Source organism: Desulfopila aestuarii DSM 18488, from assembly GCF_900143695.1.
GTDB lineage: Bacteria > Desulfobacterota > Desulfobulbia > Desulfobulbales > Desulfocapsaceae > Desulfopila > Desulfopila aestuarii.
Genome location: NZ_FRFE01000005.1, coordinates 45337 through 62126 on the forward strand (window position 1 = coordinate 45337; position 16790 = coordinate 62126).

General features: G+C 50.6%; 14 protein-coding genes. 5 read left to right on the plus strand and 9 right to left on the minus strand.

Going from position 1 to position 16790, the window contains the following annotated elements:
* Positions 1-220 precede the first annotated feature (220 nt).
* The 5 genes from BUF15_RS06595 to aroL all read right to left on the minus strand — a co-directional run bounded on the left by BUF15_RS06595 (position 221) and on the right by aroL (position 9014).
* The gene (locus BUF15_RS06595; RefSeq protein WP_073612679.1) at positions 221-4495 is read right to left on the minus strand and encodes a PEP/pyruvate-binding domain-containing protein; all 4275 of its coding nucleotides are present in this window, start codon (positions 4493-4495) and stop codon (positions 221-223) included.
* A 156-nt stretch (positions 4496-4651) separates the two neighbouring features.
* Positions 4652-5656, minus strand: a complete 1005-nt coding sequence (gap, locus tag BUF15_RS06600; RefSeq protein WP_073612680.1) for a type I glyceraldehyde-3-phosphate dehydrogenase — start codon at positions 5654-5656, stop codon at positions 4652-4654.
* A gap of 82 nt (positions 5657-5738) precedes the next feature.
* Positions 5739-7373, minus strand: a complete 1635-nt coding sequence (locus BUF15_RS06605; RefSeq protein WP_234981127.1) for a glycogen synthase — start codon at positions 7371-7373, stop codon at positions 5739-5741.
* Positions 7374-7398: 25 nt separating this feature from the next.
* Positions 7399-8478: a chorismate synthase gene (gene aroC / locus BUF15_RS06610; RefSeq protein WP_073612681.1), complete on the minus strand. Its 1080-nt coding sequence runs from the start codon at positions 8476-8478 to the stop codon at positions 7399-7401.
* The gene (gene aroL, locus BUF15_RS06615) at positions 8478-9014 is read right to left on the minus strand and encodes a shikimate kinase AroL (protein ID WP_073612682.1); all 537 of its coding nucleotides are present in this window, start codon (positions 9012-9014) and stop codon (positions 8478-8480) included. Before aroL ends, aroC begins: the two co-directional genes overlap by 1 nt.
* Before the next feature lie 566 nt (positions 9015-9580).
* Here aroL and BUF15_RS06625 point away from each other — a divergent pair.
* From BUF15_RS06625 to BUF15_RS06645, 5 genes are all read left to right on the plus strand, one after another.
* Positions 9581-9991 carry a secondary thiamine-phosphate synthase enzyme YjbQ gene (locus BUF15_RS06625; RefSeq protein WP_073612684.1) on the plus strand — a complete coding sequence of 137 codons (411 nt, stop codon included), beginning with the start codon at positions 9581-9583 and terminating at the stop codon, positions 9989-9991.
* A gap of 8 nt (positions 9992-9999) precedes the next feature.
* Positions 10000-10257 carry a hypothetical protein gene (locus BUF15_RS06630; RefSeq protein WP_073612863.1) on the plus strand — a complete coding sequence of 86 codons (258 nt, stop codon included), beginning with the start codon at positions 10000-10002 and terminating at the stop codon, positions 10255-10257.
* Between the two features lie 12 nt (positions 10258-10269).
* Positions 10270-12048: a UbiD family decarboxylase gene (locus BUF15_RS06635; RefSeq protein WP_073612685.1), complete on the plus strand. Its 1779-nt coding sequence runs from the start codon at positions 10270-10272 to the stop codon at positions 12046-12048.
* On the plus strand, positions 12045-12761 hold the full coding sequence (locus tag BUF15_RS06640) for a pseudouridine synthase (RefSeq protein WP_073612686.1): 717 nt from the start codon (positions 12045-12047) through the stop codon (positions 12759-12761). The genes BUF15_RS06635 and BUF15_RS06640 overlap by 4 nt, the downstream gene beginning before the upstream one ends.
* A 248-nt stretch (positions 12762-13009) precedes the next feature.
* Positions 13010-13291, plus strand: a complete 282-nt coding sequence (locus tag BUF15_RS06645) for an HU family DNA-binding protein (RefSeq protein WP_073612687.1) — start codon at positions 13010-13012, stop codon at positions 13289-13291.
* A 197-nt stretch (positions 13292-13488) separates the two neighbouring features.
* Here the strand turns inward: BUF15_RS06645 and rimO are convergent, their stop codons facing one another.
* The 4 genes from rimO to atpB form a co-directional block, all read right to left on the minus strand.
* Positions 13489-14838, minus strand: a complete 1350-nt coding sequence (gene rimO / locus BUF15_RS06650) for a 30S ribosomal protein S12 methylthiotransferase RimO (RefSeq protein WP_073612688.1) — start codon at positions 14836-14838, stop codon at positions 13489-13491.
* Positions 14838-15566, minus strand: coding sequence for a nucleoside phosphorylase (locus tag BUF15_RS06655; protein ID WP_073612689.1), 729 nt, complete (start codon positions 15564-15566; stop codon positions 14838-14840). Before BUF15_RS06655 ends, rimO begins: the two co-directional genes overlap by 1 nt.
* Before the next feature lie 141 nt (positions 15567-15707).
* The gene (gene atpE / locus BUF15_RS06660) at positions 15708-15959 is read right to left on the minus strand and encodes an ATP synthase F0 subunit C (RefSeq protein ID WP_073612690.1); all 252 of its coding nucleotides are present in this window, start codon (positions 15957-15959) and stop codon (positions 15708-15710) included.
* A 107-nt stretch (positions 15960-16066) separates the two neighbouring features.
* The gene (gene atpB, locus BUF15_RS06665; protein ID WP_073612691.1) at positions 16067-16789 is read right to left on the minus strand and encodes a F0F1 ATP synthase subunit A; all 723 of its coding nucleotides are present in this window, start codon (positions 16787-16789) and stop codon (positions 16067-16069) included.
* Position 16790: the final 1 nt, after the last annotated feature.

Consider the following 16790-nt stretch of genomic DNA (forward strand, 5'->3'; position numbering starts at 1 on the left):
ACAACTCCGATGGAGATACAGCATCAACACCTAACGAGAGGATTATGCTGCTTATTATATAAGCACCTCAGGCAAAATGTCCAGACTTATCAGCACATTTCTTGACATTCTTTATGCAGTACATATCCAGGAGAGGAAAAAACCATAAAATTCAATTGAATGCATCAATACGACAGGCCTTTATCAGAAGGCCCGGCGCATTGTTCTTTACCGCGCTTCATCAGATTGGCAGGATATGATGCTCCTCTCGGATCGGATGGGTGCCCCGCAATACCACTCCATTACGACCGTCGATAGAGACCGCATCTCCAAAATAAATCCGGTGGTCGCCAATTTCGCAATATTGCCCCGTTTCATAGACCTTCAACTGCCGAACGCCCACCACACATGTTTTTTCCAAGCGAACCGCGACCACCGATGCGTGCGAGGTCTGTCCTCCCCGTGAAGTAAGCAATGCATCAGCCATGCTGATAACCTTGATATCTTCAGGGACTGTATCTGAACGGATGAGGATCAGGGGTGTGCTGGGATCCTTGGCCCGCATTTCGATAATATTTTCCTCGGTGAACACCGCCCGCCCGGAAAGTGCCGATCCGGAGACACCAATCCCCTGACCCAGATGACATTCGGCTAGACTATCGGATTCGATGAAGACGCTTAAGTGCTCTTTCTTCTTGATGGTGATCATGTCACGGGTCTGCAAGAGATAAAGATTGTCCGGTTCCGGCCCTTCGAAGGTGAATTCAATCTCCTGCGGATTCCAGCGCTTATAATAGACCAGATCCCGCGATATTTTCAGCAGTTCAGCATAGATATTCGGAAAACGTCTCTCCAGGGTATCATCAACCGATCGACCATCGAGTTCTGCCTGCTCCACCGAAATAGCATAGCTGGTGACGAGGCCGGAGACGATATCTTCACCCTGATCACCATAGGCGTAGTCACCCCAAAGGGCGACCCTCTGCACCTTCCGATACGGATGGGCCGTAAACACCACACCTGAACCCGCCGTTTCGCTCTTATTACCAAACACCATGGCCTGGACAATCACCGCAGTACCCCACGAATCACTCACATCCATAATCCGACGGTAATCGGAAGCTTTCCTGGTATCCCAGGAGTCGAGCACCAGCTCTATGGCATTCACCAGCTGCAGCCATGGATCGTCGGGAATCCCCATGCCTCGCTGCCGGGTCAGTTTCTGATACGACAGAGCCAGCTCTTTCATCTGCTCGGCGGAGAACTGTCTCTTCAAAGCCACACCATGCCGAGCCTTGGCCGCGTTCATTAATTCCTGAAAATCCTCGCGCTCAACCCCGGATATCATGGCCCAGGACTGCAGAAATCGACGATAGTTATCCCAGGCCACATATTCATTACCGTTCATACTGACATAGTCGGCGATAATATCCTCGTTATAGCCGACATTATGCACCGTTGCCATCATGCCAGGCATCGATATGGCCCCGCCGCTGCGCACCGAGAGAAGAAGTGGGCGTTCATGCGATCCATAGACCCTGCCCGTGAGTCGCTCAACTTCAGTCAAAGACTCGCGAATCCGTTGCATGAACTCTTCCCGCGCCTGGGTATAACCGAACACGACGTCGCGGCAGCGGAAGATTTCGGTGGTTATGACAAAAGCGGGCGGCACCGGAATGTTCTCAGAAGTCAGGGTCGCTAGGTTAAAACCTTTATTCCCCAGATGGATCAGGTTGTGGGTATAGGGATTAGGCTTGTGCAAGAGGGAAATAGCCTTCTCCTGATTATAGGTCATGAGCAGATCGAGATGTTGCTTATCCAGTTCATCCTTCTGGCTCTCCAAGGTCTGGATGATCCGCAGAATAAAGTTGTCGAGATGTTGCAAGCCAAAGGTTGAGGAAATGAGCTCACGTAAAAATGTCTCTGACAACCGCTGGATCGAATTGGCGATCTCGTCCTCCACATAGAGGCTTTTGTATTTAGGGAGCAGATTGTCTTCACCGATCTGCGGGATGATCATCGACAGGTTGTTCTGGTGAATATTGGTGTAGTAGGCGTAGATGATATCTTTCACACCTTCGGAAAGTCCCCTGAATATATCGAGATACTGAGTATAGGAAAAACGCCTCACCTTAAGTGAGTTGGTGAGTAATGAGAGGTAGGTATTGAGTCGCCTCGAGGTAATACCGTCAATCATCAGCGCCTTCATGTAAATGCGAAGACAGCGGATAATATGCCAGAAGGTCGCCTGGGTAATGAATGAGAGGTTTACCGTATCGGGGAGTTTCTCTAGATAAATATTGGCAAGATTCTCCAACCGAAAGGTCAGGCTCAGCGCGTCAAACTTCTTTTCCTTGTAGCGCCCGTACACAGACGGAATATCCACGGCAATATGCCGTTTATAGTAGATATCTTCACGGGACTCGAACTTCTCTTCGGAAAGGATGATGGTCTTCAACCCTTCCAGGACCTCCAAGATCACCTCGAGACACTCCTCGGTATTCTCGTTGTCCAATACCTCGATCACCTTCTCCATCTCGGTAAAACCATCCTGCACCGCCTGCTCAAGCTCGGTGCGAATCTCCTGAAAGCCTAAGCGATATTTCATAAAGAGAAGCTTGAACATCTTTACCAGCAATTCAAAGCGTCGCACTTCATGGGGTTGCAGATCGACCTGCTCGGCCAGCAACTCCTTCAGACTCTCATGATCCACTTCCAGCAAATCGTAAACATCGACAATGTTAAAATGGCTCCAGACCCTCTGACTGAGCAGATGCTGTTCGTCCACAAACGGCCCGGTTGAATCAATCTGATTATAGACCTCTTCCGGCACAAAGGGGATCAGAAGCGGTTTATCCAGGGTTTTCCAGAATTGAAAAATCGCCTTGATGAAGTCGACGATCAGATTTGAACTCTCTACATGTCCCTGCTTACGAAGGAAATGGATCAGGAGGTCTTTGCGGCGATGAATCTCATCAAGTTCTGTGGAGACATCACGCAGCTCCCCTTCGGAGCCGATCTCGTTGTAGAAGACCGGCATCAGCTTCGTAAACTGTTTGGAAAGATTATAGATCGGCTCGATGGGATGATTCAGCAGTTCGGTGATATCACGCTGGAACAGATCGGTATCCTTAATACAGGTGCCGGAAAGTTTCAGATGGATGATAAGTGCGGAAAAGAGGGTGCCGCACCATTTCGGCTCACGCATGATCAGGTGTAGCCAAACCCGGATGTTGCTGAGATGGGCGGGATTAATCAACGGCTGCCAGTTTTCGTCAACGCCTTCAACATCGGCGTGCTGGAAGCCAAAACGGACTACGCCCCAGAGAAAAGCCTCTACCATGCGACTGTTGCCGCGGGCGAAGATCTCATCGCCAAGCACCTGAATACACTGCAGAGATGTGTGGGGGAATTTGACGACATTGGCCTTTAGCAGCTTGAAGGTGGTGAGCAAAAAATCTTCAATCTCTTCAAAAGTCTGCTGCCTGACAAGCTGCACTAGACTGCGGTTAATCTCGCGAAGGGTCTCCTCATGGATGAGGTAGAGTCCCCTGGTATCCATAATCTTAAAGAGAAATAGTAGCTTTTTGTTCTCGATAAAATGATGCAACTCCGAACTATTCTGCGTAGAGGTTGCCAGAGACTGTTCGGCATTGTTCAAAATCCCAGGGACCTCCCTATAATAGCGGACGATATCCACATGGCCGGGCAACAGCAGCATCTTCTCCAATGCCATCACCGGCTCAGTCTCACAATTCAGGGATTCAAGGAGATCGACATGAGTCTGCATAGTCGAATGCGAAACCTTGCCAAAGAGTTCCGCCGAACCCGCGTCGTCTGTCAGAATACCGCAATGTTCGTTGAACCAGGGTAGTGGGTCGTCTTCCTGCAGCCAGTAAAGGTAATTCTTTCTTAGTACCGTCCACACAAGCGAGGCCAGGGGTTCGAAGTTAAATTCCAGCTCGCCGCCCTCCCGAAAGGCAAGGAGGCGGGAGGCAAGCTTGGTGACCGAATGCTGACCATGGACAATATGCATAATGATGGCGTCATCTTCCCGGTCAAGCTCTTCAATCCGGCGGAACATCTCATTTAACGGACCTTCAAAACGGCGAATATCATCGCTGCTAAAAAGGGTGATCATCTTGTCTATCCAGGCGAGCTTGGCACCCACTACCTGATTCAGCAAGGCGGGATACCGGGTAGAATCCTCCAGGGCTTCGAAAAACAGCTGGGAAAAGCACCGGAAAGCCGCAGGACCTTTCTCATGGACGCGATAGAGGTTCGAGTTTTTCAGGACGAAGCTGCGCAGTTGTGGCAGAATGATCTTCCAGTTACGAAACGGATGACAGATTTCGTAGAGCAGTTTCTCAAGCGATGAATGCAAGCCCTTATACTTGTCAACCACCTCCAGCAACAGCAGCAATTCGGGGTCAATCTCCACCGTTTGCGCAGTTTCCAGCAGATTAGCCCGTAAGGCATCAGATTCGATGGTGTTTTCTGTCTTCGTCGTGTCCATAACCTTTCCCGATAACATATTGCCACTCGTCCAGCTCCACGAGGATTCGATATCCACTTACTATACCGCCTCCGGTTTTCCCCTGACAAGCATCAAAAAAAACGCCCCTTTAGGAATACTCCAGGGGCGTCATTCGAACTCCATAGACACGAAAGACTACAGCGGCTTATTCGCTTCCATGTGAAGAATGAGGTCAAGCATTCTATTTGAGTAGCCCCACTCGTTGTCATACCAGCTCATCACCTTGACAGTCTTACCTATAACCTTGGTGCAGGAGCCATCAACTATAGAGGAATGACTGTCACCCTGGAAATCGATCGAAACCAGTGGCAGATCAGTATAACCCAGATATCTGTTAGCGGCCTCTTTCAATGCCTGGTTTACCTCGTCAACCGTCGTTTCCCGCTCAACCTCCATGACTGCATCGACCAAAGAGACGGTTGGTGTGGGAACACGCACGGCCAAACCGTCAAACTTCCCCTTCAATTCAGGAATAACCAGTGAGACGGCGGCGGCAGCGCCAGTCTTGGTCGGAATCATGGAAAGCGCAGCGGCCCGGGCACGTCGCAAATCAGAGTGGGGAAAATCCAGCAGCCGCTGATCACCGGTATAGGCATGAACCGTGGTCATCAGTCCGCGCTCGATACCGAATTTATCCATGATAACCTTGGCAAAAGGTGCAAGGCAGTTAGTGGTACATGAGGCGTTGGAAACAATATGATGCTCGGTCGCATCATACTCATCCTCGTTCACCCCCATGACAAAGGTCTTGACGCTGCCTTTGGCCGGAGCGGAGATGATCACCTTGCTGGCACCACCATCAATATGGGCCTGAGCCGATTCCGCATCACGAAAGATGCCGGTACATTCCGCAACATAATCTACACCAAGCTGTCCCCAGGGGATCTCCGCCGGATTTTTCTGGCTGGATACCGCTATGTGTCTACCATCGACGATAATACCCTTGTCGTCACTCTGTACATCCTTTTCATAAACGCCCATTACCGAGTCGTATTTCAACAAATGGGCAAGAGTCGGGGTTCCAGTCAGGTCATTGATGGCGACGACTTCGATATCCTTGAACAACGGGTCCTTACTGAGCGCCCTGAACATGTTTCTACCTATACGGCCAAAACCGTTAATGCCAATTTTCACAGTCATCTGCATCTCCTTTTCATCAAGCGTTCATCCCGGTACAGCCCATGAACCAGACACCACTCTCCTTTCGGGAAATAGTGACCGGTCAGCTGCGTTCCTTGGCTCTCTGCTCCTTCGCCATATTATACAGTTTCAAATACTGCTTTTTCACTACATCCCAGGTATATTTTTTTCGAATCTCTTCCACCGCCGCGAGTTGCATGCTCCTCAGCGTGTTTTTGTCTTCAAATAGTCTGAGCGACCGCTCGAGAGCTTTATGCAAAGCCTCGGCCGACCCATCCTGATAGGCGATGCCGGTACGGCCATCCTCTACCTTGACCAGTCCCCCAACATGGTGCACCACCGGGATATTGCCAAAAAGCTGGGCAATATAGTCAGTAAGCCCGCACGGCTCATAGCGTGAGGGGATGACAAAAAAATCACCAGCCGCATAAATCAGATTGGCAAGCTTTGAACTAAACCCTCGCAGAAAACAGATCCGGCCATGCAAACTTTTTTTGGCGGCAAGCGATAAGATGGCCGCCTCCATACTTTCACCGCCGGTGCCGAGGATCACTGCCTGGCCATGCTCGTACTCGGCAAAAAGCTGTTCGATGGCGAGAAGGAAATGGTCAACCCCTTTCTGTTCGCTGAGCCGGCCTATAAAGGCAAAAAGTGGCTCCATGCTGTCCTTTTCAAGAGAACCATAAAGTTCGACCCCTTCGACTTCTGTTTCGGTGGCCACCAGCTTCAATAGATGTTCTTTACATGTACGTTTTCCGGCCAATTCGTCTTTCTTGTCAGCCGGGTTGTAGGATGCGGGCAACCCCATTTCCGTACCATTTGCCGGATTGAAAAAATCGGGACAGATACCATTGGTAACGCCTTCCAGGTTCACCCCCCGTTCAAGCAACGCATGACCAAGGCCATCGGTCGCATTATCGGCTTCGGTCTCCTGCAATTCTCTGGCATAATTCTCGCTTACCGTATTGAGCACAGCATAGCGGCCTGCCGCCAGAAAGGGATCAAACTTCCCGGATAACCGATTTTCGCTCAATGTCTGCCAAGGCAATCCGGTGAGGCCATGGGCAAAAGGGAGATCGGCAATCTCCTGATGATAGCCCATCCCGGCATTATGAATAGTCACCAGGCAACCGGTCCGACGAAAATAGCTGCGCCAACCCTGGCATTCATGGATAAGCGTCGGCACCAGGGCAGTATGGCCGTCATGGCAGTGGATCACATCGGGCGTTTCTCCCAGGAGCATCATAAGCTCCAGGCTACTTTTCTGGAGGAGCAGATTCATGGCAAAATAGTCATAATGGCCCATACCACTCTTTTTCCAGCTTTCCCAACCACTGTCTTTATCCGAGTAGGTGTAGACCCCTGCCTTTTCGACAAAGCGATCCGCCTCGATCAGATAGAGCACAACACCACCAGAAGTTGCGGTCCAAACCCGGCAACGCTCCCGCCGCTCCTCAAGTCCATAGTTCATATCCACATCAAAGAAGAGCTCGCGCGAGCTATCGAGTGGATCCATCAGGGGAACGAAACCATTCTGCACCGGGCGGATGAATCCATAGCACGGCAGTACCGCCCGTACCGCCAGACCGGGAATTACCGCCAGCGCCTCGGCCAGCTGGCAAACGACATCCTTCACCCCGCCGGCACCGGCAAGCTCACCATACTCGCGGCTCAACATCCATATATTATTGAGCTGCGTTTTTTCTGTGCTTTTCATAAGATTATGAATCTCTCCGCCTCTATCATATGTTCGGCAGCTTGATCGCATTCTGTCTCAGTAAATGATCGACCAATGTCAGCCGAACCATCGCCTCACACACCGGAATAACCCTTGGAATTGCAGAGATATCGTGCCTGCCTCCAATCTTCACCGAAACTGGCTCGCCGGCACGATTGACCGTCTGCTGCTCCTTGCCGATGGACGGAATAGGCTTTACAGCAACTCTCATGACGATCTCCTGACCACTGGAGATTCCAGCCAAAATGCCGCCGGCGTTATTCGCAGCAAAACCTTCCGGGGTAATTGGGTCATTATTTTCCGAACCAAGCATGTCGGCGACAGCAAAACCGGCCCCGAACTCAACACCCTTCACTGCCCCGATAGACATAAGCCCATGGGCCAGTTCCGCCTCAAGTTTATCGAACACCGGTTCACCGAGACCGGCAGGACAAATGGCCCGGATCTCAACAATGCCACCCAAGGTGTCTCCCGCGCTGCGGACTTCCTGCACCCGCTGCTCCATTTGCTCCGCGGCAATACGGTCAGGACAACAATAGAGATTTTTCTCAATAACACCCAGGTCGCAACTGGTGATTTTCACCCCGCCCAGCGCCACAGTATAGGCAAGCACCCTGATTCCATATTGCTCCAGCACCTGTCCGGCGATGGCCCCTGCGGCAACCCGGGCAGCGGTCTCACGAGCTGAGGCTCTCCCACCACCACGATAATCGCGCAGACCGTATTTGGCGTCGTACGTAATATCGCCGTGACCTGGTCGGTAGATATCTTTTATATGAGCATAGGATTTAGAATGGGCATCCTTATTAAATATAGCAAGAGAGATAGGGGTCCCGGTGGTTCGCGGCAGGGCATCAGGCTCATCACTGAAAATGCCGGAAAGAATTTCAACAACATCAGGTTCCTTGCGGGGACTGGACGCCCCACCCTGACCCGGCCTACGCCGATTCATCTCCTGCTGCAATCGCTCCGTATCAATCGTTATCCCTGGGGGGCAGCCGTCAATCACGGCACCGATACCCGTTCCATGTGATTCTCCCCAGGTCGTCACCCGAAACACCTTGCCAAAACTATTACCTGCCATCAGCCTTCACTCCTGCCGCATCGTTCTCGATACTTTTCCACAATTTTTCCGACCACTTCGGCCGTGCCATATTTGCCGGTGTCAACTTCCAGATCGGCAAGACCGCTATACAATGGCAGTCGCTCTGCCAGAACCTCTTCAATTTCGGCACGATTGTCCCTGCCGGTCAATGACGGCCGACCATCTTTCCCGGTAGGGCTGAGCCTTGCCGCCAGGGTCGCGATATCGGCACTCAGCCAGACAACAAAGATCCGCTTCCGGATCTGCTGCCACGCCTCTTGGTGCAAGACGGCACCGCCACCGGTGGCGACAACCTTTACAGGGCCAGCGGCCGCTTCCACAATCGCCTCCGCTTCAGAGCGACGAAAGCTCTCCCAACCCTCCCTGGCAACGATCTGCGAGATTTCCATGTTCCGTTTATGGCAAACCATCTGATCAGTATCGACAAATGCGCAGTCAAGCGCCGCCGCCAGCAACCTGCCGATGGTACTCTTGCCAGCTCCACGGTAGCCGATGAGAAAAATATGCTCTGTCATTACTTAGAAAATGGTGAGGTATTACGTGGGAAACACGTTGTCCTGTTACTGATAGTGCCGAAACAATTGAAAATAGGCATGCAAACCATATAGAGCTCGTCACTTAGCCGTCGCTATAAATGCGTTTTTTATGAAGCCATTATTTTTCAGAAACTGGGAAAAGCTTTTCCCAGTTACCGGATAACACCCCAATCATAATGATGATTTTACAGAAAACCAACGGTAAAAGATATTTCCTGTTTTCACATTGTCAAGAAAGCCATTGCGGTGGCCAATACTCATCCCCACCATGCCGAGGTCACAATTATCTGCCGAAATTATCTACGAACCAACGATTATCGTTGGCTATGCCACCAGGGATCTTTTAATCCATAAAGATTCTAGTGACATTGACTACAGAATGAAATGCCCCTATAGTGATCGCACGGGTTGAATCTTCTACCCGGCTGGAACATGCCAAAAGGTTATGCTTTTCATTCAGTGTACCATGTTTGGCAATGTGTATCGTTTTGTTTTCCGAAGGATCCCGGACAAACCCTCTTTTCAACATCATGCAAGGAGCCGAGATGAACTCCGACACCTTCACTTTGAAGACCGCAGGCCACATGGAAATGGTTGATATCACAGGTAACGTGCAACGATTTATTCACACACAGAAGCATGAAGAAGGATACTGCTATTTGTTCAATCCCCATACCACCGCCGGTCTGACCATCAACGAAGGCGCGGATCCGGATGTACAGACCGATATTATTAACGCTTTCCAACGAATGGTCCCCAAAGACATCCCCTATCGTCATGCGGAAGGCAACTCCCGCTCACACGTCATGGCTTCGCTCATGGGCAGCCATCTCACCATCGCCGTTGAAAATGGTCAGCTCCGGCTTGGCACCTGGCAGCGCATCTTTTTCTGTGAGTTTGATGGCCCGCGAACCAGGAAAGTACACCTTCGTCTGCATCGTATTCCCGAGCCTTGAACCAACTTATGAAAAACACACTCTCTCCGGATCACATCTGTTTTGGCCTCAATCGCCAACTCGACGAAAGCTCAATTTCCACGTATCTGCAACTCATTGGCAGAAAAGAGATGGCAGACACCCTGGCCTCCCGACTTACTGAAACGGAGATACATGAAATTGTCGATTTATTCACGGTGCTGATGAAGCGCCATCTCAAAGAAAAAGAATATCATGAGCTTTTCCTACGGGACGACTCCCATGAAAAGAGCAGCAGCAATACATGAAAGGATAAACCAGTGAGCGAAAGAAAACTCCACGACCTGCGCAGCTATATCGATCTACTCAAAGAAGATGGAGACCTGCTGGTCATAGACGAGGAAGTCGATCCTTATCTGGAAATCGCGGAGATACACCGCCGTGTCATCTCTAAAGGTGGGCCGGCACTTCTCTTTACCAGGGTGAAAAATTCCAACTTCCCGGTTGTGACCAATCTTTTTGGCACTTCGAACCGACTCGAGCTGGCCTTTGGCGGCAAACCCCAGAAGTTTGTTCGCGATATCGTCCGTTTGATTGAAACAGCTATGCCACTGACTCCCGCCAAACTTTGGGACAACCGTGGCCTTCTTTCAGACTGTATGAAACTCGGCCTGAAAAAAACGGGTCGGGCACCCATTCTTGAAAATTGCCAAAGTCCGGCACGACTCAGCAGTCTGCCCATGCTCACCTCATGGCACAGCGACGGCGGCCCTTTTGTTACTCTGCCGCTGGTCTACACAGAACACCCGGACGGCCACGGCCACAACCTCGGCATGTACCGCATCCAGCAACATGACGACGTCACCACCGGTATCCACTGGCAGATCCATAAGGGCGGCGGCTACCATTACCATGCAGCGGAAAAACAGAATAAATCTCTGCCACTCACGCTCTATATAGGTGGACCACCGGCTCTTATGCTCTCGGCCATCGCACCATTGCCCGAAGATATTCCCGAGCTCATGCTCACCTCACTCGTAATGGGTGAAAAGCTGAAGATGGTTGAGGATCCGCGTGGCGGTCATAATCTTGTTGCCTTTGCCGAGTTTGCTATTAAAGGAGAAGTTCCACCACATCTCCGCCGACCCGAAGGTCCTTTTGGTGATCATTACGGATACAACTCCCTGCAGCATGACTATCCGGTCTTTCAGGTCAGCCACCTCTACCATCGTAACAAAGCCATCTATCCGGCCACAGTGGTGGGCCGGCCCAAGCAGGAAGATTATTTTATCGGGGACTATCTGCAGGAGCTGCTTTCACCGCTCTTCCCCCTGGTCATGAAAGGTGTACGCGAGTTAAAAACGTACGGTGAGACAGGATTTCATTGCCTGGCCGCCGCCAGGGTTGCCGATCGATATCCGCGTGAAGCCTTTGCCTGCGGCCTCAGGATCCTCGGAGAAGGCCAACTTTCACTGAGCAAATTCCTCATCATCACTGACGGCGAAGTGGATATCACTGATTTTGGTGCTCTCTGGACCCATGTCCTTGAGCGGGCTCGTTGGGATCAGGATCTTTTTGTTTTTGCCAACGTCTCCCAGGATACCCTGGACTACACTGGCCCCTCTGTCAACAAAGGCTCGAAAGCCATGCTCATGGGGCTGGGTAAAGAGAAGATCCGTGAACTGCCCGAGGTATTTCATGGGACGCTTCCTGCCGAGTGCACCAAGGCCGAGGTCTTTTTACCAGGCACCCTTGTTGTACAAGGCACTGGCTACAATGATAACCATGAGCTTGGTGCCCAGCTGGCTCAATGGGAGGGGCTCGGTAACTGGCCCTTTGTCCTTCTGGTGGACAATATCGAGGAAGCCACCTGCTCCATGCAGGAATTCCTCTGGACCTTTTTCACCCGTTTTGAACCGGCAAATGATATTTACGCCGCAGCAAGCACTGTTCGCCGCTTTCACGTCGGCCTGCGCGCGCCCATCATTATCGACTGCCGTTTGAAGCCCTGGTATACCGAGGTACTTGAGGTTGATGAACCGACCCGAAGCCTCGTTGACGAAAAATTTGAACGCATTATCCCGGCCCGATTCCGATGAGCGAACCAGTCAGATTGCAAAAATATCTTGCCACCTGTGGCGTTGCCTCAAGGCGTAAAGCCGAAGAACTGATCTCCGCCGGCAGGGTGAGCATTAATGGTAAAGTTATTACCTCCATGGGCGAAAAAGTCAGCCCTGGAAAAGACACTGTTCTTTGCGATGGCAAACCTGTTCTGGTAGATGAGGAGCACATATATGTCATGCTCAACAAGCCTAAAGGCTATGTCACTACCCTCTCCGATCCCCAGGGCAGGCCGGTGGTTACTTCGCTGGTAAGCGATATTCCCCATCGCCTTTTCCCGGTGGGCAGGCTCGATCTGGACACCGAGGGCGCCCTGCTGCTCACCAATGACGGTGCTCTTGCCCAAAAAATACAGCATCCGAGCCATGAAACGAACAAAACCTATGAGGCGCTCGTCCAGGGACATCCAGGCCAGACAAAACTGAAGCTCCTTGAAAAGGGCGTCATACTGGAAGAGAAGAAAACCGCTCCTGCAACCATCAAAGTCGTAAAGCATATGCAGCGCCAGACCTTAATAGAAATCACCATTCATGAGGGTCGAAAACGGCAGGTAAAAAAAATGTTTGAATTCATAGGAAATCCAGTAATAAGCCTCAAACGCATCGCGTATGGCAGGCTGTTCCTGGGAAAACTGCCATCCGGCAAATACAAAATACTTAACCCCAAGGATTTAAAAAAAATATTTTTATAGAAATCTCTTTACAAACGGAAAACTAACTGATTAAATCTAAACAGTTAGAGCAAGAATGGGGCGTTATCAGCGAAGTATTCTCTCCAGTTGCGCCATCACCAGGCATTATCCCCCCTCTTGCAGCCTAGAAAAATGATATAATTGTTGAGACAAACTGCTCTTAACATCAACAACAATTCATCTGGGGAAAAGCGGGCCTCGTCTCCACAGGCTTGGCGATAATCAGACTTCCTGAACAGGAGTATGGCATGAACAAATCAGAACTCATCGAGGCGCTGGCACAGGACATCAACATCCCCCACCGCGAGGCAGCGGCCATCACCAACACCGTTATTGAAACCATGACGGAAGCACTGGCTCGAGGGGAGAGCATTGAGATTCGGGGATTCGGTAGCTTCGTTATTAAAAAATATGATGCCTACGAAGGTCGTAACCCGAAAACCGGCAAGAAAATCCAGGTGCGGCCAAAGAAATTGCCCTTCTTTAAGGTCGGCAAAGACCTGCGCGAGAAGGTCAACGTCGGCAAATAAACACAGATACGAAAAAGTCTTGAGAGACGACAATTACTCTGCAGATCATGATTTTGCGTGAGTATGTCCTTGCGTACGCAGGCTTTTTCGTTCATACAATAGTTGAGCTGCTTACAAACCCCGCACTTTGCAAATAAAGTTGCGGGGTTTTGCCATGCCCCTTCTCGACTCCTCGAGAGAAGCTGAATCAATTATCCCTACCTAGGAGGCTGCGCTTCGCCAACGATACCTCCGACCAGATCGTATACCTGAGACTCTTCTATCAGGACCTTCACCAGATCTCCTGGATTGGCGGTGCCATCATTTATATAGACACAACCGTCCACATCTGGGGCCTGGAAACGTGTGCGTCCTTCCAGCAGCAGATCTGTCTCTCTGCTCACCCCTTCCACCAATACCAACTCTTCCCTTCCTATATATTTTTTCTGAATCTCGGTGGATATTTCGGCCTGCACTGCGAGAATCCTGTCGCGGCGGGAAAGTTTTTCCTCGTCGTCGACCTGCCCTGGGAAATGCTCAGAACCACAGCCCTCTTCATTGGCATAGGGAAAGACCCCGACATGATCCAGTTGAGAATCTTTCAGGAAGGTTATCAGCTCGTCAAGGTCTCTTTCAGTCTCGCCGGGAAAACCAACCAGAAAAGTAGTTCTCAAAGCAACCTCTGGAAGATATCGTCGAATACGCTCAATCAACCGGTAGAGATCATCGCTCGTGTACCGTCTGTTCATCCCTTGCAACACTCTGCTGCTCACATGCTGAAAAGGGATGTCGAGATAAGGCACAATCCGTTCATTGTCAGCCATCAGCGCAAGGAGTCTCTCATCAATTCCAGATGGGTAGAGATAGAGAAGCCGTAACCAGGGAATGGTGGTCTCGCGCAACAGTCGTTCAAGCAGTGCCGTAAGATGGGTTCCTTGCCCAAGATCATTGCCATAGGCTGTAAGATCCTGGGCAATGAGTGAGAGTTCGCGCACACCCTGCGCTTCGAGACGGCACGCCTCGCGTAGCAAATCATCGATCGGGCGGCTGCGGAGATTGCCACGAATAGAAGGAATCATGCAGTAGGAGCAACGATTGTCGCAGCCTTCAGTGACCTTGAACCAGGCCCGAAAAAAAGGAGTGGTAAGGGTTCGCGGCAAACTACTATCCATGATAAAGCGATCAGGCAACTCTACTTGAGCAACGGATTCCGCCCCAAAGAGCCGCCCGACTCTCGCTGCCATATCATGACAGCCCTCGGTACCGACAAAGAGATCAACCTCCGGCAACTCGTCCGGTAAAGTTTCTTTATAGCGTTGCACCAAACAGCCAACGACCACCAGCTTTTGCTCGGGATGTTGCTCCTTAATGCGGGCCAGCTCTAATATCTCTTCTATGGCCTCTTCCACCGCTGGCTGGATAAAGCCACAGGTGTTCAACATCAGCAGATCTGCCGCCTCAGGATCTTCAACGAAACGCCAGCCTTCCGTGGTCATATTGCCGATAATAAGCTCGGAGTCGACAAGATTCTTAGCACACCCAAGACTTACAAGATGAAACGAACGCATCACTGCCCTCCAAACACGCCCTCATTCAGCAAAATACTGACAAGTAGCTTACTTTTTTCCCGAAAATCAGAACGAATATAACCTGGCATCCAACGCTCCTGATAGAGTTCATCAGAGACCAGAAAAACTGCGGCAAAAGCAATACCACGAAAAGCGGCAACTGCACACAGTGCAGAATACTCCATATCTACACAGCAGACATCAGCATTATCGTGAAGGCCTTGAATATAGTTACGATCCTCACGATAGGGAGCATCGGTTGTCCAGACGTTTCTTTTGGAATGTCGGACACCTTCAGCTTCAAGGGTTTGACTTAAGCTCGAGGTCAATTCCGATGATGGCAGAGGAGAGGAAGCGGTGGGGTAGTAGCGGCTCGTCCCTTCACCACTTACCGGTTCTCCGCCAATAACGACATCGCCAACCCGTAATAAAGGATCAATAGTACCGCACCAGCCAAACATGATGATTTTTCTGGCTCCAAGTACAATCAGCTTTTCCATGGTCATGGCCGCCACAGGTGCTCCAATAGCTGGTCCTGCGATAAAAAAACGATCGTCAGGCGATATAGTAAGCGATGAGCTGAAGATGAACTGATCCCTCCCCCCTTTCTCAACCAATTGCTTTCGGCCAAACTGCAACTCAGATGGGGTCACCAGCATCAGGCCACAGGGAGGCACCTCGTGTTCACGTTTGCTCCTTTTCGGGTGAATGATAATATCCTCTATCATATTCTTACTCCTCTGTGGTTCTGCTGGCGTTGCGTACCAGTCTTGGGCACTGCCGGGACAGCACCAAAACACAAAAAGGGCCGCAGATCACTCTGCGGCCCCCTCAATCGATCTCGTTAAAGATCGATATAATCTCTTCGCTTATCCGAGCAGCGGGTTAGCATAGAGCAGGATCAGGGAGATAACCAGACCGTAAATAGCAATGGACTCAGCAAGAGCGATGGCAAGAATCATGAAAACCATCAATTTCGGCTGTGCCTCAGGATTACGGGCAAGACCAAGACATGCACCCTGGCCAACGTTACCAATACCAATACCTGCGCCAAGACCGGCAAGACCGATAGAAAGTGCTGCACCGATACAGATAAGCGCCAACTGAATATTTCCTTCCATTTTCTTTCTCCTTACTGTTGTAAAATTATAGGGTTTGGCCTTCTTCGTAATACTTCAATATTTGATGGCGTTCATCCGCCATACGTTCAATCAAGTATGTACTACTATCAATGTGCGTGTTCTTGTGCCTGCGAGAAGTAAATAACAGTCAAAAGAACAAAAACCATCGCCTGTACCAGGGACACCAGAACACCCAGGATCATGATTGGCAGCGGCGCAAAGAATGCACCAGCCAACATGAACAGGATTCCCAGGAGGGTTTCCTTGGCCATGATATTTCCGAAAAGTCGAATGGAGAGTGAGAGAATACGGGCGAAGTTACTGATAAGTTCTATCGGCAGCATCAACGGGATGAGCACTGGCATCGGGCCTATAAAGTGCTTGTAGTAACCAACGCCGTGGGCTCTAAACCCGATCACGTGATGAGTTACCCAGACAATCAGAGTCAGCCCCAGAGTAGTATTGATGCTTGAGGTCGGGGACATGAAACCGGGAATCAGCCCGATCAAGTTGGCGACTGCGATGTAAAGAGCAAAAGTGGCGATCATCGGGAAATACCGGTCAGCCATCTCGCGTCCCATGTTGTCGGTAAAGAATTGATCCATACCGCCGATCACAATTTCCCAGAAGTTTTGCCCGGCACCCGGAATCATCTCGAGGTTTCCGAGAGTAAGTTTCGAGACCAGGAAGAGAAACGCCATGACCATCCAAGTATAGGTCATGTACGGCGCACACAGCTGCTCTAGAAAAGTGTGTCCGACGAAACCATGCGGAACCGGCAGACCAAGTTTTTCCAGGATGATAGATATAAATAATATCGGATGTTCCATA